The sequence below is a fragment of the Sediminihaliea albiluteola genome (genome assembly GCF_014077625.1).
Taxonomy (GTDB): domain Bacteria; phylum Pseudomonadota; class Gammaproteobacteria; order Pseudomonadales; family Halieaceae; genus Sediminihaliea; species Sediminihaliea albiluteola.
In genome coordinates this window covers 49,776-72,652 of sequence record NZ_JACFXU010000017.1, presented here as the reverse complement: position 1 = coordinate 72,652, position 22,877 = coordinate 49,776, and the positions used below count along the sequence as shown (strand labels likewise).

At 55.5% G+C, this 22,877-nt stretch carries 21 protein-coding genes; 8 read left to right on the top strand and 13 right to left on the bottom strand.

Features of this window, described 5'->3' with window-relative positions:
* Positions 1 to 16: 16 nt before the first annotated feature.
* The 3 genes from H2508_RS12090 to H2508_RS12080 are packed head-to-tail and all read right to left on the bottom strand — an operon-like array spanning position 17 to position 3,049.
* On the bottom strand, positions 17 to 1,096 hold the full coding sequence (locus tag H2508_RS12090; RefSeq protein WP_182174002.1) for a prenyltransferase/squalene oxidase repeat-containing protein: 1,080 nt from the start codon (positions 1,094 to 1,096) through the stop codon (positions 17 to 19).
* Positions 1,093 to 1,809: a class I SAM-dependent methyltransferase gene (locus H2508_RS12085; RefSeq protein WP_182173999.1), complete on the bottom strand. Its 717-nt coding sequence runs from the start codon at positions 1,807 to 1,809 to the stop codon at positions 1,093 to 1,095. Before H2508_RS12085 ends, H2508_RS12090 begins: the two co-directional genes overlap by 4 nt.
* On the bottom strand, positions 1,796 to 3,049 hold the full coding sequence (locus H2508_RS12080; protein ID WP_182173996.1) for a glycosyltransferase family 4 protein: 1,254 nt from the start codon (positions 3,047 to 3,049) through the stop codon (positions 1,796 to 1,798). Before H2508_RS12080 ends, H2508_RS12085 begins: the two co-directional genes overlap by 14 nt.
* Before the next feature lie 312 nt (positions 3,050 to 3,361).
* On the opposite strand from H2508_RS12080, the gene rfbA reads away from it, so the two are divergent.
* Complete coding sequence (gene rfbA / locus H2508_RS12075) at positions 3,362 to 4,270, top strand: glucose-1-phosphate thymidylyltransferase RfbA (protein ID WP_182173993.1); 909 nt, start codon at positions 3,362 to 3,364, stop codon at positions 4,268 to 4,270.
* Positions 4,260 to 4,808: a dTDP-4-dehydrorhamnose 3,5-epimerase gene (gene rfbC, locus H2508_RS12070; protein WP_182173990.1), complete on the top strand. Its 549-nt coding sequence runs from the start codon at positions 4,260 to 4,262 to the stop codon at positions 4,806 to 4,808. The genes rfbA and rfbC overlap by 11 nt, the downstream gene beginning before the upstream one ends.
* A 121-nt stretch (positions 4,809 to 4,929) precedes the next feature.
* Here rfbC and rfbB read toward each other — a convergent pair whose 3' ends face one another.
* Together rfbB and rfbD are read right to left on the bottom strand one after the other, a co-directional pair.
* Positions 4,930 to 5,994, bottom strand: a complete 1,065-nt coding sequence (gene rfbB, locus H2508_RS12065; RefSeq protein WP_182173987.1) for a dTDP-glucose 4,6-dehydratase — start codon at positions 5,992 to 5,994, stop codon at positions 4,930 to 4,932.
* Positions 5,987 to 6,865, bottom strand: a complete 879-nt coding sequence (gene rfbD, locus H2508_RS12060; protein ID WP_182173985.1) for a dTDP-4-dehydrorhamnose reductase — start codon at positions 6,863 to 6,865, stop codon at positions 5,987 to 5,989. The genes rfbB and rfbD overlap by 8 nt, the downstream gene beginning before the upstream one ends.
* 80 nt (positions 6,866 to 6,945) lie before the next feature.
* On the opposite strand from rfbD, the gene H2508_RS12055 reads away from it, so the two are divergent.
* Positions 6,946 to 8,484 carry a hypothetical protein gene (locus H2508_RS12055; protein ID WP_182173982.1) on the top strand — a complete coding sequence of 513 codons (1,539 nt, stop codon included), beginning with the start codon at positions 6,946 to 6,948 and terminating at the stop codon, positions 8,482 to 8,484.
* Here the strand turns inward: H2508_RS12055 and H2508_RS12050 are convergent.
* Positions 8,481 to 9,095 (bottom strand): sulfotransferase family 2 domain-containing protein, encoded by a 615-nt coding sequence (locus H2508_RS12050; RefSeq protein WP_220463763.1) that lies wholly within the window; start codon positions 9,093 to 9,095, stop codon positions 8,481 to 8,483. The genes H2508_RS12055 and H2508_RS12050 overlap by 4 nt on opposite strands.
* A 76-nt stretch (positions 9,096 to 9,171) precedes the next feature.
* Here H2508_RS12050 and H2508_RS12045 point away from each other — a divergent pair, with 76 nt between their 5' ends.
* Positions 9,172 to 9,927: a lipopolysaccharide kinase InaA family protein gene (locus H2508_RS12045; RefSeq protein WP_182173979.1), complete on the top strand. Its 756-nt coding sequence runs from the start codon at positions 9,172 to 9,174 to the stop codon at positions 9,925 to 9,927.
* On the top strand, positions 9,924 to 10,697 hold the full coding sequence (locus tag H2508_RS12040; protein WP_182173974.1) for a sulfotransferase family protein: 774 nt from the start codon (positions 9,924 to 9,926) through the stop codon (positions 10,695 to 10,697). The genes H2508_RS12045 and H2508_RS12040 overlap by 4 nt, the downstream gene beginning before the upstream one ends.
* A gap of 24 nt (positions 10,698 to 10,721) precedes the next feature.
* Here H2508_RS12040 and H2508_RS12035 read toward each other — a convergent pair whose 3' ends face one another.
* The 7 genes from H2508_RS12035 to glnE are packed head-to-tail and all read right to left on the bottom strand — an operon-like array spanning position 10,722 to position 19,366.
* The gene (locus tag H2508_RS12035) at positions 10,722 to 11,600 is read right to left on the bottom strand and encodes an alpha/beta hydrolase (RefSeq protein ID WP_182173971.1); all 879 of its coding nucleotides are present in this window, start codon (positions 11,598 to 11,600) and stop codon (positions 10,722 to 10,724) included.
* 4 nt (positions 11,601 to 11,604) lie between these two features.
* Positions 11,605 to 12,375 (bottom strand): lipopolysaccharide kinase InaA family protein, encoded by a 771-nt coding sequence (locus tag H2508_RS12030; RefSeq protein WP_182173969.1) that lies wholly within the window; start codon positions 12,373 to 12,375, stop codon positions 11,605 to 11,607.
* Entirely contained in the window at positions 12,372 to 13,214 is an 843-nt protein-coding gene (gene rfaP, locus H2508_RS12025) for a lipopolysaccharide core heptose(I) kinase RfaP (protein WP_328799370.1), read from the bottom strand. The genes H2508_RS12030 and rfaP overlap by 4 nt, the downstream gene beginning before the upstream one ends.
* Positions 13,207 to 14,346 (bottom strand): glycosyltransferase family 4 protein, encoded by a 1,140-nt coding sequence (locus H2508_RS12020; RefSeq protein ID WP_182173966.1) that lies wholly within the window; start codon positions 14,344 to 14,346, stop codon positions 13,207 to 13,209. Before H2508_RS12020 ends, rfaP begins: the two co-directional genes overlap by 8 nt.
* 1 nt (position 14,347) lies before the next feature.
* Positions 14,348 to 15,343: a lipopolysaccharide heptosyltransferase I gene (gene waaC / locus H2508_RS12015; RefSeq protein ID WP_182173963.1), complete on the bottom strand. Its 996-nt coding sequence runs from the start codon at positions 15,341 to 15,343 to the stop codon at positions 14,348 to 14,350.
* A gap of 13 nt (positions 15,344 to 15,356) precedes the next feature.
* Positions 15,357 to 16,454 (bottom strand): lipopolysaccharide heptosyltransferase II, encoded by a 1,098-nt coding sequence (waaF, locus tag H2508_RS12010; protein WP_328799369.1) that lies wholly within the window; start codon positions 16,452 to 16,454, stop codon positions 15,357 to 15,359.
* On the bottom strand, positions 16,451 to 19,366 hold the full coding sequence (gene glnE / locus H2508_RS12005) for a bifunctional [glutamate--ammonia ligase]-adenylyl-L-tyrosine phosphorylase/[glutamate--ammonia-ligase] adenylyltransferase (RefSeq protein WP_182173960.1): 2,916 nt from the start codon (positions 19,364 to 19,366) through the stop codon (positions 16,451 to 16,453). Before glnE ends, waaF begins: the two co-directional genes overlap by 4 nt.
* Before the next feature lie 159 nt (positions 19,367 to 19,525).
* On the opposite strand from glnE, the gene H2508_RS12000 reads away from it, so the two are divergent.
* The 3 genes from H2508_RS12000 (at position 19,526) to argE (ending at position 22,776) form a co-directional block, all read left to right on the top strand.
* Entirely contained in the window at positions 19,526 to 20,239 is a 714-nt protein-coding gene (locus H2508_RS12000) for a TIGR00153 family protein (protein WP_182173957.1), read from the top strand.
* Between the two features lie 12 nt (positions 20,240 to 20,251).
* Complete coding sequence (locus H2508_RS11995; RefSeq protein WP_182173954.1) at positions 20,252 to 21,529, top strand: inorganic phosphate transporter; 1,278 nt, start codon at positions 20,252 to 20,254, stop codon at positions 21,527 to 21,529.
* Positions 21,530 to 21,624: 95 nt separating this feature from the next.
* On the top strand, positions 21,625 to 22,776 hold the full coding sequence (gene argE, locus H2508_RS11990; RefSeq protein WP_182173951.1) for an acetylornithine deacetylase: 1,152 nt from the start codon (positions 21,625 to 21,627) through the stop codon (positions 22,774 to 22,776).
* Positions 22,777 to 22,877: the final 101 nt, after the last annotated feature.

The window sequence follows — 22,877 nt, the reverse complement described above, 5'->3', positions numbered from 1 at the left end:
CGCCCCGGGAGATCAATCACTCCACTTTTTGCTGGCGGCGCTGCCCTGTAGTAGCAGGTGCTTCTAACAACTCAACCCGAGAGAACAGATGCGAAGCGGCACTGTGCTCGGTCAGCGCATCAGCGGCCAATAAAATCGCAGCAGCGGTCCACGTCGGTTTTTCATCGGGCCACAGCAGGTCCTCCACCATTTGGTAGCCGGTCCAGTAACTGCCGTCGGGCTCGCGCCATTGATGCAACCAACTGTAGACCTCCACCGCTCGAGCGCGGTCGCCGGCCGCTAACAGCGCCATGACCAGCTCACAGGACTCCGCCACCGTGACCCAGGGCTCATCTGCCACACAGCGACAGCCCAAGCCAGGCTCTACGAACTCATCCCAGCGCTCAGCCAAACGCGCACGGGCCTGCGCACCACTAATTGCACCGGACAGTACGGGATAAAACCAATCCATGGAAAAGCGCGCCTTACTTTCCCAGGTGCGATCAAAGCGCTCCGGTTTATGCCGCAAGGCGCGACCCAGGGCCTGCCGCGCATCCAACCACTGAGCACGAGGCTGTTCCAGCGTGACGGCAATGTTGTGAGCGCACTCCAAACTTTTGTAAATTGAGCTGCAGCCGGTGACTAAGGCGTCGCCTTTAGCTTGGCCCTGATGGTCCACTGCCCAATCGATCTCACCTTCCGCTGACTGTAGGCGCAGCACAAACTCAATCGCAGCCTCCACCATGGGCCACATATCACGCAGAAAATCTGTATCGCGACTAATCAGGTAGTGGTGCCACACGCCAGTGGCTATATAGGCCACAAAGTTGGACTCTCGGCGCTCGGTATTATCGGGTTCATCGCCGCGATATGCGGCCCACCAACTGCCATCTTCCAGCTGTAAACCCTGCAGCCACTGATAGGCGCGCTTGGCCGCCTCGAGCTCACCCATGATAGATAAACCCATGGCCGCTTCGATATGATCCCAAGGGTCGGTATAGCCACCCTCAAACCAAGGAATATCGCCACTGGCTTGCTGTTCACGCAGCAAAAATTGCGCTGTGGCTTGAAAAAACTCTTGCGGAAATAAGCCCCGGCTCAGGTATAAGCCGTTCATGTCGCCTCCCCTTTGCGGAAATACATCACCACACTTTTACCTAGCAGCGGATTTAAGCAGCGCTCCAGGATGCGGGTCAGAGCTGGCCGCTCCATCAAATCCCAGACCAATAAGCGATGATAGTGCCGCACTAAGAAGTTGTTATCCTGATTATTCCAAAACAGGCATCGCAGCCACCAATAAGGAGCGTGCAAGGCATGGGCCCAGTGTCGCTGGTAGCGTTTAAAGCCTAAGCTCTCGATCTCCCCACTGAGCTCCTTGGCGCGGAAGATGCGCAGGTGACCACCCGCCACCTGATGGTAAGCGCGACTTAATGCCCAGCACAGCTTTTCCGGCCAGCGCCGCGGCACGCTGACACACAGCAGCCCGCCGGGCTTTAACACCCGCTGGATCTCGGCCAGCGCGGCACTGTAGTCAGGAATGTGTTCCAGTACCTCTGAGCAAATTACTTTATCAAAGCTGTTATCGGCAAAAGGCAGGGCCAGAGCTGTTGCTGCGGCCAGAGCAAAGCTTCTGTGGGGATCGTCGGGGGCGGCAAAATCCTGATACTTATCCCGGGTGGTTTGCAGATCGGCCAGCGCTAAATCGACACCGATGGATTGCACCTCGGCCTCCACGTAAGCGGCGATAACATGGCGTCCCTCACCGCAGCCCAGATCCAGCACCACGTCTCCTTGGCGCAATGGGAAGTAAGTAAAATTAACCGTTTGCATGCTGTAATACCCGATTGTAATAAGCCGTCATTTGGCGGGCGCAAACCTCCCAACTAAACTTCTCAAGAATGCGTTGGCGGCCCGCCACAGACAACTCTGCCCGGCGCTGCGGATCTTCTAGCAAGGCGCTAATACCTTCGACCAAGGCCTCGACATTAGCGGCAGCCACCACCAGCCCGGCATCACCCACAACCTCTGGTAGGGCGCCGCCATCGGTCGACACTACCGGCACGCCACAAGCCATCGCTTCACCGGCGGGCAAGCCAAAACCTTCATAGACCGAAGGCACCACCGCAATAGTGGCTTCAGCATAGTAAGCCACCATTTGCTCAGTGCTAATGCCACTGACAAACTGCACCCGCTGATCGATTTTTAGCGCTTGCAATAATTGCTCGGTCTTGCCGCCGGGCTGGGGCTTACCCACTAGCAATAACTCAAGCTCTGGATAGCGCTTGAGCAACAGGGCATAGGCCCGCAACAAATAAGATAAGCCCTTGAGAGGAGCATCTGCTGAGGCAGTCGCCATTAAACGCATGGGGCGCCGCTCAATATCTGCCAGTGGACGAAATTCTGCTGTATCAATACCGTTGTAGACCAAGTCAATCCCGGCTGGCTGTAAGCCGAAATCTCGCGCAATATCCTGCCGCGAACAATCGGAGACCGTCACCACATGATGCAACTGCTTGACCACACGCTTTTGCATGTTCAAAAAGGAATGCCAGCGCCGGATAAGTAGCCGCTCCCACCAGCGCGAGGCCGCATTCAGTGCTATACGCAAGTCACTGGTGATCGGGTGATGCACCGTCGTGACCAGCGGAATGCCCATCGCCTGAAGCTTCAACATACCGTAACTGAGGCTTTGGTTGTCGTGCACCAGGTCGTAATCTTGACGGTGGGCTCGCAAGTATTTCACCGCGCGCCGACCAAAGGTGTAAGGTTCTGAAAAGCCCCCGGTCAGTTTGCCGCACCACTCAATGATATTGCTTAGAGATTTGAGATGATGCAGCCTCAGTGAGCCCAAGCCATTGACAAACAAGTCGAGGCTCGGCAAGCAAATCAAGCGCACCCGAGGGTCAAGGTGAGGGTAAGGCGGCCCGGAGATAACATCCACCGTATGGCCCGCTTCAACCAGCGCCTTGCTGAGGTATTTGAGATAGACCCCTTGCCCACCGCCATAGGGCTGACTGCGGTAACCGAGCAAGGCAATCCGCAGGGGCTTATCTGGCTGCGACTGTGGCACTGCGGCAGCATCGGGCGCAAAATCGTTTGGCCTTGCTGACTGAGCATCACTAGCAAGCTCTGCTGAAACTGTATCAAGATGCCTGATGGGCGATGTCCTCTGGGTTTCGGAGGCAGCGCAGCGCCGATAGCCGACGCGAAGGCCGCGAGGCAAAAGAGCGCCGCGAGCCCTTTAAGGGCTTGGAATTCTATCAGTTGAGCTTCAAAAAGGCAGCCCTATACAACTGTGCAATAAAACAGATCGAGCACTTTTATCGTAGTTGAAGCCCATTGTGCCTATAATGCCTCTTTTTTGACGATAATATTCTTGCTTATGAATCACCAGACTCCTTACAAAGGCATTATCCTCGCCGGGGGCTCAGGCACCCGCCTGCACCCGCTAACTAGCACGGTGAGCAAACAGCTGATGCCGGTGTATGACAAGCCCATGATCTACTATCCGCTGGCCACCCTGATGCTGGCAGGAATCCGCGATATTTTGATCATTACCACGCCGCGGGATCAGCCGGCTTTCTCCGATCTACTGGGCGACGGCAGTCAGTGGGGCATTAATATCAGCTACACCGTACAGCCCAGCCCCGACGGTCTGGCGCAGGCCTTTATTTTAGGCGAAGAGTTTATTGGCAACTCTCCCTGCAGCTTAGTGCTGGGGGACAACATCTTCTACGGTGGCGGCTTCACCCAACGCCTGCGCAACGCCGCCACTCGCGAAAGCGGGGCCTCCGTATTCGCCTATTATGTGCAAGACCCGGAGCGCTACGGCGTCGTCAGCTTCGACAAGGACGGCACTGCTCTTGATATCGAAGAAAAGCCAGCCAAACCGCGCTCTCATTACGCTGTTACCGGCCTATATTTCTACGATAACGACGTGATTGAGATCGCCAAGGGTATCAAGCCTTCCCATCGCGGCGAGCTGGAAATTACCGACGTTAACCGCGCTTACTTACAGCGCGGTGACTTACAAGTCGAAGTCATGAGCCGCGGCACTGCTTGGCTCGATACCGGCACCCACAACTCGCTGTTAGATGCCGCCAACTACATCCGCGTAGTAGAAGAGCGACAGGGCCTAAAAATTGCCTGCCCAGAAGAAGTTGCCTACCGCATGGGCTATATCACTGCCGATGAACTGTTGGCGCTCGCCGCGCCGCTGGAAAAAAGTGGCTATGGCCTGTATTTGAAGCAGCTAATGGATGAAGAGGGAATAGTCTTCGATGATAATTGAGCAAACGCCACTGCAAGATGTCTTGCTCATTCAGCCAAAAGTTTTTGGTGATGAGCGCGGCTTTTTTATGGAGAGCTGGAACGCCAATACTTTCCGTGAAGCGGGCCTAGACTTGGACTTCGTGCAGGATAACCACAGTCGCTCGGCCAAGGGCATCCTGCGCGGCCTGCATTACCAGACCCAACAAACTCAGGGTAAATTGGTGCGCGTGGTAGCCGGCTCAGTATTCGATGTCGCAGTGGACCTTCGCCGCTCCTCACCCAGCTTCGGCCAGTGGTTTGGCGCAGAGCTCTCCGATACGAACCACAGCATGATGTGGGTTCCACCCGGCTTCGCCCACGGCTTCTATGTCCTATCAGACTACGCCGACTTCCAATATAAGTGCACGGCGTTTTACCACCCCCAGAGCGAGATTTCCCTCGCCTGGAATGACCCTAGTGTCGGTATTGAGTGGCCACTGGCCAAAGGCGAAGCGCCGCAACTATCCGGCAAGGACGCCCAAGGCATGGCCTGGGAAGACATTCCCCTGTTTGATTAACTGCCAGCCAGCCGTTTGGGGGCAAGTGAGCACCCTATAGCTGAGGCCCAGACACTGGGCAGCCTCGACCCGCCATCGCAGGCAGCGGTGGCGGAGCAAAGCTAGAGCGCTACAGCAGGCCTCAGTCCACCAGCAAAGGCCGCCACCAGGCCTCATTGGCTAGATACCAATCCAAAGTCTTAGCGATGCCGGTCTCAAAGGTTTCCACCGGGGAATAGCCCAGCTCATTAGAAATTTTGGCGGCGTCGATCGCATAGCGCCAATCGTGGCCAGCGCGGTCTTCGACAAACTTGATCAACTCTCGGGCCGACTTACCACGAGCACCCGGAGCATCCGGGTAGCGCGAGGCTAGCTCTTTATCTTCCGCAAAACGGCTATCCAAAAGATCACAGAGTAAATGGACGATATCTAAGTTGTTCCACTCATTATTACCGCCGATATTGTAAGTCTCACCCACCACACCTTGCTGGAGAACTAACTCGATGCCGCGGCAGTGATCTTGCACGTAGAGCCAATCGCGGATATTACTGCCATCACCGTAGATCGGCAGCGCGCGACCACGCAGAATATTGGTGAGGCACAGCGGTATCAGCTTTTCTGGAAAGTGATAGGGGCCGTAGTTATTGGAGCAGTTACTCGTGCTGACCTTTAGGCCATAAGTGTGATGCCAAGCGCGCACCAAATGATCTGAGGCCGCCTTGCTCGCAGAGTAGGGCGAATTTGGCTCGTAGCGCTGAGACTCATAAAAACCGGGAGCATCGGCCGTCAGTGAGCCATACACTTCGTCTGTGGATACGTGGTGAAAACGGTGCTCGTCTATGCCGCCATCCAACCATACTGAGCGCGCTGCTTCTAACAAACTTTGGGTGCCAATGATATTGGTCTGGCTAAACGCCGCAGGCCCTGTAATCGAGCGGTCTACATGGCTCTCCGCAGCAAAATGCACAATGGTGTCAACGTTATGCTGGCGCAATGTCTCCTCGACCTTTTGTTGATCGCAGATATCCGCCTGCACAAAATGAAAGTTCTGCCGCTGCTCCAAAGCTTTAATGCTCTGGCGATTGCCGGCATAGGTCAGCACATCGTAAGCGACAATGCAGTCCTCGGGGTGAGCCTCGGCCCAGTGATGAACAAAATTGGCACCGATAAAGCCGGCGGCGCCGGTCACCAGTAGAGACTTAGTCAATGTTCTGCTCCTTCAGTTGTTTTAACATGTGACGCAGCTGTACGCGCCAGTGTTCGCCTGGTAAATCCAGCGCAAGCCAAGTATCCGTTTTATCTAGCACACTGTAAGCGGGACGCTCGGCTGGGGTGGGATAATCACTTGCAGGAATGGGGTAAATCCTCACCGGCTCTTGCAGTAAGCCACAAGCAAGCCCTTCTTCATGTATCGCAACAGCAAAATCGTACCAGCTGCAGACACCCGCATCGCTCCAATGATAGATACCCTGAAGCTGTGGCCTGGCAGCAGCTGCCCACAGCGCTTGAGCCAAACCTGCGGCCCAAGTTGGGGTGCCAACCTGATCAGCGACCACCGACAACTCGTCCCGCTCAGTCATTAAACGCAGCATTGTTTTAACGAAGTTGCCACCAAAACGAGAATAAACCCAGCCCGTGCGCAAAATGAACGCACTCGGTAAAGCTTCTAGCACCGCCTTCTCACCTGCTAATTTACTGGCGCCGTAAGCACCCAGGGGTGCCGTAGGAGCACTGGGTAGATAGGGTTTACTGGCACGGCCGTCGAAGACAAAATCCGTGGACACATGTAATAGAGCTAGCCCGCGACTGGCGCAGGCTCGGGCTAGATTTCCAGCGCCCTCTGCGTTCACTTGCTGAGCTAACTCAGGCTCGGACTCTGCACGGTCCACCGCCGTATAGGCGGCGGCATTAATAATGACATCGGGAGCACTAGCATCTAGCTGCTCTGCCAAAGCCGCAGCATCGCTAATGTCTAAGGCCTTTCGGTCTAAGGCGAGCAGCTCACACTCTGGGGCATGAGCCACTAACTCCTGAGCTAACTGGCCATTCGCGCCAGTTACCAGCACTTTCTGCATCATCAAACCTATCTCTTGTGGGGACGGTGACTGGTGTCGAGCCAAGGGCAACGGTAAACTGGCGGCAAAACAGAGTTGAAAACGTGCCTGCAAAGTTTACCACCAGCCCCGCCGACACAAGCCATCGCAAAACCATAGACCTGCGCCTAATTGTTTTCGCCAGTCTGGTTCTGTCGTTGTGGCTGATTTATATCGACCCGATTATCAATCGGGACGCCATTTTATACTTGCGCGCTGCAGAAGCCTACCTACGCGATGGCCTGCTGGCCAGCCAGCAACTTTACGGGCGCCCCTCGCTGTCGATACTCATAGCGGAGGTTCACCGCTTTAGCGGTCTGTCCCTAAGCCATGCCGGTCTAGTACTAACCAGCGCTTTCTACGCGCTTTTGTGCGCCGGCTTTGTCGCCACTATAGCCACTTTAGGTGGCGATCGGCGGGTCCAAACAATAGCCGCCATCATTATTCTCAGCCATCCCATTATCAACGACTATCGCAGCTCGATTATGCGCGACCCGGCCTATTGGGCCTGCATGATCATGGCCTTGCGGGGCCTATTACTCTACGCTCAGCAGCCCCGCTTGGGGCGTCAGCTTAGCTGGTATGCATGGGTAATTGCGGCGACCCTGTTCCGCTTCGAAGGCGCATTTTTTGCACTGCTCGCGCCCTTAGCCCTACTGCTCCCAAGCAGCAGAAACCGCTGGCAAGACGTCATCCGGCTGGCCCTACCCGTGTTTATAGTCGCCGCTGCTGGGCTGGCGCTGCTACTCAACCACGAAAGCTCTAGGGGCTCTGGTCTTAGTTTGTTTCCAGCTATTAATAGCTATGTCCAGCAGCTGCTCAATTTACCAAGTCGCTTTGACAAGCTAGCAAGCCACACCGCCGACACAGTCTTGGTATTCTCCGCTAAAGAAGATGCCAACTGGGCCGCAGTTGCTGCACTTTGCGGAATTCTGCTGCTTAACTTGTGTCGCGCATTCACTTGGCCCTGGCTAGCAGTACTCATCTGGGGACACATGCGGCAAGCTTGGCAGCGTATTCAACCCAGTGAGCGCGGTATTATCAATGCGCACATCATCATCGGATTGCTGTATTTAGCACTATTCACGCTGAGCAAACACTTCATGCTTGAGCGCTACGCCAGTATTGTCAGCCTGTTTTTATTGCTCTATTTGGCCTTTATGCTCAGTGCCCTGTGGCAATATGCCGCCGGGCGCGCAGGGCGCATTATTGCCCTTCTACTGATGATCGGCATGACCGGCGATGTGCTACACAACGGCGACTATAAGAAAGCCTTTATCGAAGATGCTACGCGCTGGATTCGGCAGCAGACCCCCGAGAGCGCAACGCTGATGTCTAATAATATGTATATCGCCTATTTTAGCGAACGCCCCTACGACTGGAGCACTTATAGCGCCCATGACTTTCGGGTGCAGGATATGATTGATCAGCCATCCCTGTGGCAGGGCCATAATTTCCTCGCCATGAGAGTGACGCGCAGAGAGCTAGCACTGTGGCAAGAGTTTTTACAGGTCTATCAGCTGCGCGAAGCGCAGGTCTTTGAAGGCGATGGCCGCGCTACTATCCGTATCGTTAAATTGCCAGCTTATCCAGCCAAGAACTAAAAACTGTAGTCAAAGCTCTCTAGATCAGCCGCAAAAGCTTCGGCAACAATATCGCGGGTCTGGGCATCGTAGTAATCGCGATAGCCCCCGCGACCCGATGGCTTAGCATGCCCCAGCCTAGCTTTTACATTGATCCGCTCACAGATACGCGCAAAGTCTTCTTGCAAGTTCTCAAAGCGCCCCACAAACTCGACTAATAGCTGGTCTGACTCGTCCACCAGCCACTGCCGCTGGGACATAAACATACGCGGCTGGTCATAGTAAGTAGGGTCTCTTTCGACATAGCAGCGGTATACCCACTCAGAAAAATCGATTGGCTGCTCACCGAGGCCGGTCTGATTGGTTTTAACGCGATAGTGATAGTGGCTCACCACTTTGTCCCAGGGGTTGCGCACTATGGTAAAAGTAAATTTGCGCTGCCATGCAGCCGCACCTAATTGCTGGCGCTTTTCTAAAGCAGTACTGTGATCCAGCCCTGCTCCCAGCGCTTTTTCAATACTGCTACCGCCAGTTTTGTTAATATGGATAAATACCCAAGGCCTGAGATATCGCTCCCGCTGTGTGCGGTGCCACTTTCTAAAACTTGCTGCACTGTTGCGGGCTAGGCCCATATCATTCTCCAGCGGACAAAACGGAAGACGGGGCACAGCCCCATGCGTAGAATAACACGGCAACTAGCACAGGAACGTGATCATTACTAAACAGCCTAACAACCCCGAATTGCATGCTACTGCAGTCCAGCTGAGCCAAGATAACTTGCCCCAGGGCTGGGCGCTGGTCTCAAGCTCGGTCAACACCCGTGTGGCAGTTCAGCCAAATGAAGGTTTGTACTACAAAGAGTTTCTGCCGCGCTCGCCCCTGGAGTATATCAAGGCTCTGCTGCTTGGCAGCCGTGCCACCCGGGCTCGTCGCAATAGTGATGCACTGCGCAAATCCGGCTTTGACGCACCGGAGCATGTGGCCTGGGGCCGCTTGCCCAATGGACATGATTACCTCATTGCACTTGCCATACCCGGAGATGGCATTACCCACTGGTTACGACATGGCTTAACTGGTCGCGATCCCGCCACACTGATCCTGCGCCGCAACCTGCTGCAAGCCCTGGGCACTTTTATCGGCCGCTTACATAACACCGGCTATATCCACGGTGATTTACGGCCCAGTAATGTGCTGGCCAATTACAAAGGTGGCCAATTCCGCTTTGCCTTAATCGACAATGAGCGCAATATCTTGCGCCGCCCACCACCGGGCAAACTACTGTTAAAAAACCTCATGCAGCTAAACATGCTGTTGCCGAGTGATTTAACACGCAGTGATCGCTGGCGGTTTTTCTTGGCCTGGCAACAGCAATACCCTGAGTTGGGACACCAAGAAGCTAGGCTGCTAGCGATTGAAGCTTACCAATGGGCCATGCGCCGTTTGCAGGCTAAGGGCAAGCTATGAAGCGCTTGCACATTGTCGGCTGTCCACGCAGCGGCACCACGCTGTTAATGGAGTTAATCTCCACTTGCTTTGACAGCGACGGCTTTTGCAGTCATGAATCGAGTATCTTTGCGCCGCCGAGCGTGCCTGATGCAGAGCTGTATTTCAGTAAACAACCCAACGATATCAAGCAGTTGCAGCATATTTTTTTTCGCGACCCGCAATTGTATGTGATCTACATGGGCCGCGATCCACGAGCTGTTATCACCAGCAAGCACCGTGAGAGCCCCGATCAGTATTTTTGCAACTATCGCGTGTGGCGGGAGTGCGACCTCGCAGCTCAGGCTTACGACCAACACGCTCGCTTTCTCCGCCTGCGCTACGAAGACCTAGTCGCTGACCCTGACGCTATACAGGCCACGATCGCAGCGCACTTTCCATTCTTGCAACAGCGCCACCGTTTTAGCGAGTATCACCAACACGCCGCGCCCTCTGCGGACTCACAGCGAGCCATGAATGGTTTGCGGGCGGTGAACCCGGAAAGCCTAAATAAGTGGCGCAGTCATTTACCGCGGATTGCCGAGCAATTACAGCGCCACCCCCGCTTAGCTGAAGACTTAGTTCGCTTGGGCTACGAGCCTGATCACAGCTGGCTTGAAGAGCTCGAGGGGGTGCAAGCGATAGCACTGCCCTGCCGCTACCCCGAGCGCAAAGCGCATCTCAAAGAGGCCGAGCGGCGAGTGCGGGTCTGGCTAAAATCGCGCACTTACCTCAAGCAGCGTCTCGCTTAAGCAGCTATCAAAAGCCTGAGTCGATTAGGACTTAGCTGAGTGCTCAGCGAGCTGGCGCTCCAGCCAAGTGGCTAGATCAGACAATACCTCTAAGCGTTCGGGCTCATTAAAAATCTCGTGGTAGAGCTCCGGGTAAAGCCGCAGGGTTTTATCTACTGAGCCGATCGCACGATAAAAGTCCGCCGAGCCCTGCGCTGCCGCCATCGCATCTTTTTCGCCATGCATGACGAGCATGGGCAAAGTAATGCCGCCGCGGCCTTGCTCTAGTTCTCCCATCGCTTGAAATAGCTCCCTGGCCAAGCGGGCACTGGCCTTGCCATCGTGCACCAAGGGATCATCTAAATAAGCCTGTACTACCGCTGGGTCGCGACTAATCTGTGTTGCATCAAGCTGCAGTATTCCTAGCGTGGGTGCTAGGCGTGACAGCAGGGCGTTAAGCCACAGTAGCGGCGCCGGCGGTTTTTCTGCCACAGCCAGTGCTGCCCCAGACAAGGCGGCAGCAGCAAAATTTTGCTGGTGATCCAGCAAGTAGCGTGCAGTAATCAGCCCGCCCATACTGTGACCAACTAAAAAGCAGGGCAGGGATGGATACCAGCTAGCAATCTTATCGCGCAGGGCATCCAAGGGCGGAAAGAAATCCACAAAGCGATCGATATGCGCTCTATGGCCCGGCGACTGTCCATGCCCAAGATGATCCGGCGCCACCACAGCAAAGCCCAGTGGCAGAAAGTAGTCAGCGAAGCTTTGATAGCGGCCGCTATGCTCCCCCAGACCGTGAACCAACAGAATCACCGCTTTGGCCTCAACTGCTGGCTGCCAGTGGCGGTAAAATACCTCGCCAGCTAGGTGCCCGGTACTGGGCTTAGAGGCTTCTCCTGCTGTGTTTTGCGATGAATGACTCATCTTATTATTCTCCCAATAATAAATGGCCCCGACGGCCGTAACGAGCTTCGTGGCGCTGACGCAAGTTTCTCAGCCGAGGCATCACTGCCTTTATCACATCGGCTCGGCTGCGCCCGGTCAGCTGACAATAGCTGTCGAGGAAAACCGTATAATACTCATCTGGCAGCGATAGCTCCTCTGCACTGAGGGTAAAGCGGGCAATATCTGCCGCCTGTTTGCGGCTGGCCCAAGCGGTCTTGTGCACCCCATCGAGGTCGACCAAGAAGCAAGCCTCAGGGCCCATTAACAAGTTAGCCCATTTACAGTCACCGTGAGCGTATCCGGCCCGGTGTAGTGCGGCAACAGCGCCGGCACTGCGCTGCATGATAAAAGGCCAATTCAGGGTATCGCTGGAGTCTCCTCGCCACAATGTCTTCAAATCTGAGCCCGCCACCGCCTCAGTGACGAGCAGGGTACCCTCGGGTACTAGTAAGCAGCACAGGGCTTGGGGCACAGGCAGTCCAGCCTCATGCAAGCGCCGGGCAAAGTCGTGACCGCGCACTGCTCGACTGACACTAAAGCGAAACATCACGCCCTGCCAGCTCGACTTGCTCACAAATAGTTTTATATAGTGCTCCCGCCCCGCTATGGGCACTAACACGACCACACTGTGAGTATCATTTTTCAGCACGCGGCCATTGGCTAGCAGCCAGTCTCGCGTACTGACTTCAGATGCATTCAAAGCATCACAGAGCGCTGCGGCAGGCGGACCATCACGCAATACTCGCGCTGTCATCGCCCGCGCTCCCATGGTCCAGGAGGCGGGGCATGGCCATGATCTTTGTGGTAGAGGCGCAAAGCCAAACCCTCCACTCGGCGCCAAAAATCCAGATCTCGCCCCAGGGCAACACGCAGCCCCCCCACTGTGTAATGGCGCAAAAAGCGCAGCAAATCACGCTGTCTTAAACCGCAGTCCATGGCTGAAAAATACAAACCCGATAGGTCTTTAGCGAGCCAGCGAGACGGAGTTTTAGGGCGTAACTGAGCCCGATGCAAGTCGATCAAGTAGCAGCGCAACGACCCGCTATTGAGGCTGTTAGGGTCCAGATGAAAATGACAGAGATAAAAGTCGCGGTGGTTAATCCCCCCTCGATGCATTCGCCTGGCACTATCGGCCAGCTTGGCAATCAGAGCGACCCGCTCAGACCATGGCGGTGGTTTATCACGCCAGTTGCGGCAGTAATCTTCTAGGCTCACCGTGCCTACCAATTCATCGGTCACAATCAGAGAGCGCTGCCTAGCGGGGTTCAAGCCAGCGCGGGCATAAGCCGCTACCGTCATGGTATCCACCCCCAAACTGTGCAGGCGATTGACCGCCTCATACTCATTGCTTGCCCCAAGTACCGGCCAGCGTAGCTGCAATAAATTTTTAAATATTTCACGCCAGCCAATACCGCCGTGATATTTCAAAAAATACGGTTTTCCGCCGCGCACTAGACGAACCGTCAAACGCCCTTCACGGGCCCGAAAGATATCTTTTGGCGCCGCCGCTTGTGCCGCTTGCAGGCCCCACTCGAGCAAACCCTTGCTGCCAAGCTCTGCCGCTAAATCGTCGCGCAGGTAGCACTCACTCACTTTGGCCACCCTGTTTACGCAGAACTAACTCTTCAATCAGCGCCGCTCCACTGCGGTGCATGGAATACAGATCTTCGCGCTCCGCATAAGCCAATGCCGCGCTGCGGCTAGCTTGGTTGCGCTCTGGCTGAAGCAAATCCGAGAGCGCACGCTCAAGTTCCTGCTGTTGAAATGGTGAAGGAAGCACAATGCCAGCAGACGCCGCTGCAATATGGTGGGCGTAGCCACAGACATCGGTCACTACAATTGGCAGGCCAGCGACTAGGGCTTCAAGCAAGACAATGCCCGCGGCCTCATCTAGGGCAGGGTGAACGAGCAAATCTGCAGCTAAGAGCAGATCCGGTATGTCATCCCGGCCGCCTAAAAAATGTACCTGCTCGCTGAGCTGCAACTGCTGTGCAAGGCGGCGAAAGCGGCGCTCTTTATCTTGCCCTACAACATAGAGCTGCAGCGATTTACCCCCTTGACGCAGAGCCGCCAGTGCTCTGATAGCACGGTCTAAGCCCTTTTTAATAAAGCCTGAACCGACAAACAGCAGCATGCCTTCATCATCACTCAGGGCCAATTCTGAACGCTTTGCCGCGCGGCGCTGTGCTGCATCCGGTCCCGCGCGTCGATCGGCAGCTATTCCCGGCGGCAACATATGCATACGGGCCTCAGGCGTGTGGTAATGACGCTCAAACTTGGCCTGCTCAGTCGCAGATATCAATAAGATTTCGGTCTTAGCCTGCGGCCCAAAGACCGCTCTTTCGTAGCGGGCAAAATGCCGGAAGCGCGGCGTCAAACGATACAGATAACCCCGCTCATTCAGAGCCTTATCGAGATAGCAGGAATCGGCGGCGTAATAAATATCCAAGCCTGGCATTTTGTTAAAGCCAATAACAGCATCTACCGGCTCGGACTCTAGATCCTTTTGCACCCAGTCGAGGAAGCGTTCATTGCGGCGATAATTACTCCAAGCCTGCACCGGCACCAAACGCAGATCGATCCCGGGGAGGCTCTCCCCTTGCCAGTTGATACAGTACACTCGTGCCTGATGACCGCGGGCCTGACACTCTTCAACAAAGCGCTTGAAATCACGCTGCATGCCACCGTAGGGAAAGTATTTATACAGTAAAAAAGCGAGGCGCATCTCAAATATCACTCGGCAGTACGGACTGCAGTGACTGCCATACTTGCTGCGCAGTGATGGATTCCATCATGGCCACCGCGTCACTGGTCTGTGCGGGGCCAATAGGAGACTGAATATGCACTTGGTTTTTACCGTAAGCGCCGATTAAAGCGGTGTCGGTCGGTCCATAGAGCGATACCGAGGGCACACTCAGTGCCGCCCCCAAATGGGCCAAGCCAGTATCTACCGCCACTACACCATCGACTTCCAGCAACATATCGGCCAGTCCTAGCAGGTCCAAACGCGGCAAGACCTGCGCATTAGGCGCCTGCTCGACAATGCGCTGGGCACGCTCTTTTTCCAGCTCATTCCCCCAAGGCAGCCACACTTGAAACTGCTCCTCAGCCACTAGAGCAGCCAGCTCTACCCAATGCTGCTCCGGCCACAGTTTTTCATCCCGAGCTGTGCCATGAAAAAATAACAAATTACGGCCCGGGCGGTCCTGCCCCGCCTTGAGATAATCGCGCACCCGATAATCGCCCTGCTCTGCGGGCAACTCGTAATTGAGCGCCGCAGCGAATAACTGCCGCGTACGCTCCACTGCGTGCAATTCGCGCGACACAGGTATTTTGTGGTGGTATACCAGCGATGCCAGCGGCTCTCTGGCAGAATGGCGATCATAACCATAGCGCGGCGCTTTCACTAAACGGGTAATAAAAGCACTTTTTAGCAGGCCCTGGGCATCGATAACACAGCGGTAATGTTGATGCTTGAGCCCCTTGCGGAAACGGCGCCACTCAGGGCCGCCGAAATGTTTTAAAGGCTGCTTCCGCCAGCGCCGCAGCGCGACAGGCAAAACCCGGTCAACCGCCTGATGCCAAGCCGGAATCTCTGCAAAAGCCTCTTCCACCACCCAGTCAAACTGGATCCCGGGTATCGCTTGAGCAGCATCGCTCAGCGCGGGCAGAGTATGGATAACATCCCCTAAAGAGGACATCTTAATGATCAGTACTCGCACCTAGTGTAGTGTCCTATATTGATTGAGCCGGGCTATTACTGTGCAGGGCATCCAGTGTATCAATCATCCTCTGCGGCGCCAGTTCTTGCATACAGCGATGATGACCTAGCGGGCACTCCCGCTCAAAACAGGGCGCACAATCAATGGTACTGAGCACTGTTGCTGAGCGCTTGCTCAAAGGCGGCGTAAAGGCCGGTGACGTGGGGCCATAAACGGCCACCGTGGGGCGCTCCAGTGCAGCTGCGATATGCATTAAGCCAGAGTCATTACTCAACACCGCCGTAGACAGTGACAGTAAATCTACTGCCTCTGCCAAGCTGGTGCGACCTGCGAGGTCAAAGCTTGCCGCCTGCTCACCACTGGCCTGATGAATTGTCGCCGTAACCGGCGCATCGTTCGCTGAACCATAGAGGCAAACCTGCCAGCCCTGCTGTAGATAATGACGCGCCACCGCAGCAAAGTGCGACTCGGGCCAGCGCTTAGCAGAGCCAAACTCAGCCCCCGGACAGAGCGCTAAAATAGGCCGTTTAGGGTCTATACCAAAGCGCTCAGCCGCCAGTTGCGCCAGCTCAGCATCGGCGACTAAGGCCGGCGCTGGGATTGTTTCAGGCAGTGCCTCAACTGGCGCTAAACCCAAGGCCACAAAGCGCTCCACCATCAAGGGTAGAGCATTTTCATCCAAACGACGCAGATCATTTAACAAACCGTAGCGCATTTCTCCGCGCCAGCCTGTGCGCTGTGGGATGCGGGCAAACCAGGGCACCAGCGCGCTCTTAAGTGAATTAGGCAGTAAGATCGCTTGCTGATAGTGTTCAGCACGCAAGCTATGGCCAAGCGCTCGGCGTTTAGCCCAGCCTAATTCACCATGGGCTAAGGGCAAATTGATCGCTCGGCGCACCTCGGGCATTCGCGCCAAAATAGCTTCACTCCAAGCCGGCGCCAAGACATCAATCTGGCAGCCAGGCCGGCGCTCTCGCAGTACCCGATACAGGGATTGCGACATCACCATATCGCCAACCCATGACGGGCCGACCACTAGAATTTTTGTAGCTAAGGCAGCACCTGCTTGGCCCGCGGCTTTAGGGTGTGCCTGCCCTTTCATGACAGTCATTTATCCTGTGTATCCTCAAAGCCAAGCGCTTCTGCACTGGCTAGATAGGGCGCAAACAGTTGCTCCCACTTAGCAATCACCGCAGCGCGATGCTCACTGTATGCCGCCGCCGGCACCGCGTCTTCCTGCTGCTGTAAAGCCAGCTGATGCGCGGCGGAGCGATAAGCCAAATAAGCCTGGATTAAGGCCTCGCTCTCAGCGGCTGCAAATAAGCCGCTCTGCCCCAGTGTTTCAAGGATGCGAACATTATCAGACCACTGCGCCAACTGGGGCACACGATGAGACCAAGCTAAAACCGCGTATTGCACCATAAATTCAATATCCACGATACCGCCGCGATCCTGCTTAAGATAGAAGTGATCGCTGTCGAGATTCACGCTGGGAAGTAAATGTGCCCGCATGCGGTCTCGCATTCTTAGCACCTCAACGGCGAGCTCTGCTTGGTCGCGCTGCTGACAGAGAATTCTTTGTCGCACAGCGTAAAACACCTCTCCTACTTGTGGGTCGCCCGCTACCAGCCTCGCCCGCACCAAGGCCTGATGCTCCCAGGTCCAAGCAGACTCCCGCTGATAGCTGTCAAAGCCTGTAGTGGAGGCCACCAACATACCTGACTCACCCGAAGGTCGCAGACGCATATCGACCTCGTATAGCTGCCCCATAGACATTTGAGTTTGCAGTATATGGATTATCCGCTGGCCGAGGCGGGTGTAAAACAGAGAATTGTCGATACTGCGCTTACCATCAGTGTGCCCTTGAGCCTCAGCGTCATAGACAAACACCAGATCGAGATCGGAGCTGTAACTGAGTTCAATACCACCTAGCTTGCCGTAGGCAAAGATAGCGAAGCCATAGCCACTGCGCTGTCGTGCCGGCTCACCGTATTTTGCGACCAGGTCGTGCCAAGCTAGCGCAAGGACCTGCTCCAAGATGACTTCTGCCAACCAGCTCAGCTTGTCGCTTACCTTCATTAAGGACAGCCGGCCAACCAACTCACTGGCTGCCACTCGCAGAGTGTGGGAGGCCTTAAAGTAGCGCAGTGCTTCCATCTGCGCCTCCAAATCGTCCACCGCTAATCTGGCAACTTGCCGCTGCAACTCATTTTGCAAACGCGTTTTATCCGGTGCATTGTAGAGACTGGCCCGATCTAGCAACTCATCCAACAGCACCGGGCGAGCGGCCATCTGTGCAGCAATCCAAGGGCTGGCCGCGCACAAGGTAACCAGCTCATCCAATGCAGCGGGGTTTTCTAACAGCAAGGCAAGATAGGCGCTGCGGCGAAGCACCGCTGTCACTAAGGGCAAGACCCGTGCCAGCGCCGTATCGGGATCCTCGTTCTCAGCACAGGCTAGTAATAACTGCGGCATAAATTCCGCGAGCCGCTCGCGACCTTGCACTTGCAGTTCAATAACCCGCCGGCTGTCACGCAGTTCCAACAGCGACTTCACACTGAGTTCGGGCTCCCGATAACCCAATTGCGCTAAACTTTTCGCATCCAGGTCTTCGCCCCACAAGTCTAAATCCTGCGCCTCTGCCGCCACATCATCTTCAGGTGCTGCGATCAGATCACGAAAATGCTCTGCCACGCGCTCGCGATGGCCTCTTAGCTTCTCTTGGTACTCCTCCCAGTCTCGACAATCCATCACCTGCGCTAGAGCGGCTCGGGCTAAACTGTCTTGAGGTAAGTGCTGGGTTTGTTGATCACGGTAGCCTTGCAGAGCATGTTCACTGTCACGCAAAAATAGATAGGCCGCTTTTAGCTCTGCGACAACATCCCCTGGCAAACAACCCAGTGCCGCGCACTCGTCTAGTACGGGTAGTAGCTCCCGCTGCTGCAAGCCAAGGTCGCGGCCGCCGCGAATTAACTGAAAGCACTGAGCGATAAACTCCACTTCGCGGATACCGCCATGGCCCAGCTTGATGTCATCTTGTAAGGCGCGGCGACGCACCTCGGAGTTAATCATTTGCTTCATGCTGCGCAGACTTTCAATCACCCCAAAATCTACGTATTTGCGGTAGATAAAGGGGCGCAGCAATGTCGTCAGCTCTTCAATTCGGGCCGCTGAGCCGTTGAGCGCCCGGGCTTTGATCAGTGCATAGCGCTCCCAGTCGCGACCCTGCTCCTGATAGTAATCCTCCATGGCGCTGAAATTGTGCACTAGGGCACCGCTTTCACCGTAGGGTCTCAAGCGCATATCGACTCGAAACACAAAACCCTCGGCGGTCACCTGATCTAGGGCGGTGATAACACTCTGGCCCAACTTGGTAAAAAACTCATCGTTGGACAAGCTGCGCTCGCTGCCATCTGTGGTCCCGGCCTCTGGGTAAACAAAGATCAGGTCGATATCAGAGGAGATATTCAGCTCCCGGGCGCCCAGCTTACCCATCGCCAGCACCATCAGTTGCTGAGCTTCGCCACTATGACGGCCCCGCGGCACCCCGAAACGGCTCTCAAGCACACGCTGGTTATACTCCAGTGCAGCGCTGATACAGGCCTCTGCAAGAAGGGAGGTGTCGCGGGTTGTTTCTAAGGTCGCTGCCAAAGCAGTGAAGTCACGCCACACAATGCGCAGCATCTGCTGTGCTCGAAAGCGACGCAAGACCACCGCCAAATCAAGCTCTGGCTCAGCTAGCTTGGCCTTGAGTGATTGCTGCAACTCTTGCTCGTCGAGGCTACGCAGCAAAGTACCGCTGGTCAGAAGCTCTAACATTGGCCTCAGATCGCGGCACAGCAACTCTGCTACAAAAGGACTGCAGGCCAGCATCAGGTCGAGGTGCTCAGGATGAGGATATCGCGCCCACTCGCTTTGCCAGCGCTGCCAATCATCTGGGGAGCAGCGCTCACGCATGCGGGCCCGAGCGCGCTCCGCCTGCTCTGCCAGAATCGAGGGTAAAGCCCTTTGAGCTGGATTCATGCCACTCCCTTGTTACGTTTAGGCATAAAATAATTCCATTGCCGCGATAGTGGTTCTGGGCTGCATGCTAGCACAGGCCCCAAAGCTTAGGTTCACAAGGCCTGTGACATCGGGCAGCACAGGCCCTATACTTCGCGCGAATCGGAAGGGAGCAAAACAATGACTTCTCGCGAGCCGAAAGGCAAAAAAAGAACCACTGGATCAAACCCACTCAGCAAGCTGTTTGGCAGATCACCTATAGGACCCATACAGGAGCACATGAAGGTGGTTAATGACGCCGCTCAGTTGCTGCCTGCATTCTTCGTTGCCAGCGCAGAAGACAACTGGGATAGCGCTGCTCAATTGTTCAAAGATATATCACGCGCCGAACGCCAGGCCGACAAGCTCAAACGCTCGGTGCGGCGGCACTTGCCAAAAAGCTTGTTTATGCCAGTGCCGCGCGGCGACCTGCTAGAGCTGATCACCTTCCAAGATAAGGTGGCCAATACCGCTAAAGACATTGCCGGTTTGGCACTAGGGCGCAAAATGAAGTTCCCTGAGGCCATGCAAAGCTCTCTCATGGAACTGGTGACAACCTGCGCCGAAACGAGCGCACAGGCCCTAGTCGTCATCAGCGAGCTGGACGAGCTCTTAGAAGTGGGGTTCAGTGGCCGCGCAGTCAAGCAGGTCGAGAGTATGATTAAAGTGCTCGAGAAGCTGGAAGGCCGCACCGACAAGCAGTCTCAAGCACTGCGTAGCAAACTGTTCAAGATCGAGGCCGAGCTGCCCCCAGTCGATGTGATGTTCTACTACAAGATCATCGAATTGCTAGCTGCCAGTGCTGACGATGCTGAGCGCATTGGACACCGTCTCCAGATTATCATGGCCAAATAACGGGACTCTTTGATGGAAATCATCGCAACACACGGCAGCACGCTGCTGATCATTGCCTGCATTTTTGGCTTCTTTATGGCTTGGGGGATCGGCGCCAACGACGTCGCCAACGCCATGGGAACCTCGGTCGGCTCCCGCGCCCTGACCATTAAGCAAGCCATTCTAGTGGCTATGGTATTTGAGTTTCTCGGCGCTTATCTAGCGGGTGGCGAGGTCACCTCAACCATCCGCAAAGGCATCATCGACCCAGACATCATGGCGGATTCGCCGGATTTGATGGTCTTTGGCATGCTATCGGCGCTGTTAGCCGCCGGGACTTGGCTCATGATCGCCAGTATTAAAGGCTGGCCGGTCTCGACCACCCACTCAATTATCGGCGCCATTGTCGGCTTTGCTTCCGTGGGTATCTCGGTGGAGGCCGTGCACTGGAGTAAGGTCGGGGCCATTGCAGCAAGTTGGGTGGTATCACCGGTGTTGGCCGGCAGTATTTCTTTCGGCCTCTTTATGAGCGTCAAAATCTTCATTCTCGACACTGCGGACCCTTTTAAAAGAGCTCAGCAAATCATCCCTATTTATATGTGGATGGTCGGCTTTATGATCTCTATGGTCACACTGCTCAAAGGCTTGAAGCACATTGGCCTAGATCTCAACTTAGGCTTGGGCAGTGATTTTGCCAACGCGGCGCTATTATCAGCTGCGATTGGTTTAGTCGTGGCGGCAATTGGTGGCTTACTGCTACGGCGGGTCAAGGAAGTTCCCAACCAAAGCAATCGCTTTGCCAACGTCGAGCGCGTATTTGCCATTCTGATGATCTTTACCGCCTGCTCCATGGCCTTTGCCCACGGCTCCAATGACGTAGCTAACGCTGTCGGCCCCCTGGCCGCCATTGCCAGCACAATTAAGTCTGGTGGCGCTATTGCCGCCCAAACGGTTATGCCCTGGTGGATATTGCTGGTCGGTGCCTTGGGTATTGTGGTGGGCCTAGCCACTTATGGCTGGAAAGTTATTGCTACGGTCGGCCGTAAGATCACCGAGCTGACACCTAGCCGTGGCTTTGCAGCTGAGCTTGGCGCCGCTTCGACCGTCGTCGTCGCTTCGGCCACTGGCCTGCCGGTATCTACCACTCACACCTTAGTCGGCGCCATCCTAGGGGTGGGCTTTGCCCGCGGTATTGCAGCCATCAACCTGCGCATCATCGGTCAGATCTTTATCTCATGGATCATCACCCTACCCGCTGGAGCCGGACTGGCCATTATCTTCTTCTTTATCTTCCGCGCCATATTCACCTAGGGCGCGCGAAGGTAAAGGACAGTTGACTCCCTAAATCCCCAGGGCTAACGTGCTATGAACCCTGGGGTTATCCCCGCTATCGATGCGCGTTTATTATGTCTCTGCCCGAACAACAGGTTATTCAGCGACTAAAGCAATTAGTGGCAATCCCTTCTGTCAGCTCCACTGATCCATCTTGGGATCAGGGCAATCGAGCTGTGGTGGAACTGTTGGCCACTTGGCTGTCAGAAATGGGTTTTAGCACCGAGCTCATTGATGTCACCCCTGACGGGCGCAAAGCTAATTTAATTGCCACACTCGGCAGTGGCCCCGGTGGGCTAGTGCTGGCCGGACATACCGATACTGTGCCCTTTGATGAAGGCCGCTGGCGCAGCGACCCACTGCAACTAAGCGAGCGTGACCAGCGGCTATACGGCTTGGGCAGCACCGATATGAAGGGCTTCTTTCCCTTGGCCATGGCCGCCGCTCAAGCCTTTGTTGGCCAGCCCTTACAACAACCGCTGATCATCCTCGCCACCGCCGATGAGGAAAGCTCCATGAATGGCGCCCGAGCACTTGCTGCCGCGGGCCGCCCCAAAGCCCGCGCCGCCATTATTGGAGAGCCGACCTCCTTAGTACCGGTTCGTATGCACAAGGGCATCATGATGGAGGCCATTCGTATCACCGGCCAATCGGGACATTCCTCCAACCCAGCTCTGGGCAATAATGCCTTAGATGTGATGCATCACGTCATGGGCGATCTGCTCAAGTTCAGGCTCGATCTCGCACAGCGCTATCCCAACCCGGCCTTCGAAGTGTCGGTACCCACACTCAACTTAGGCTGCATCCACGGCGGCGACAGTCCCAACCGAATTTGTGGCAGCAGCGAGCTGCACATTGACCTGCGCATGACACCAGAGGGGGACAATTTTGCCGTACGCGAAGAGCTGAATCAGCGCTTACAAGGGCTGGCGGGACAACACGGCGTCGCCATTGAGCTGCGTTCACTGGTCGATCAAGTACCCCCCTTTGAACAGGCTGCCGACAGTGAACTGGTACGCATTGCGGAGCAACTGAGTGGTCACTCCGCCCAAGCTGTCGCTTTTGCCACCGAGGCGCCTTTTATGCAGCAATTAGGTATGGAGACCATTGTTATGGGGCCCGGCTCCATTGACCGCGCCCACCAGCCCGATGAATATCTGGAAATGGAGCAGATGCGGCCCTGCATTGAACTCTTGCAACAGTGTATTGCACGCTACTGCCTGTGAGCACCACTGCAACGCCCAGCCAGCAACTGTGCAATATTGCCATTAGTGCCCTGCCGCGGCATTGGGTAATCTTAGCCTCTTTTGAACCAACTCAGCAGGCG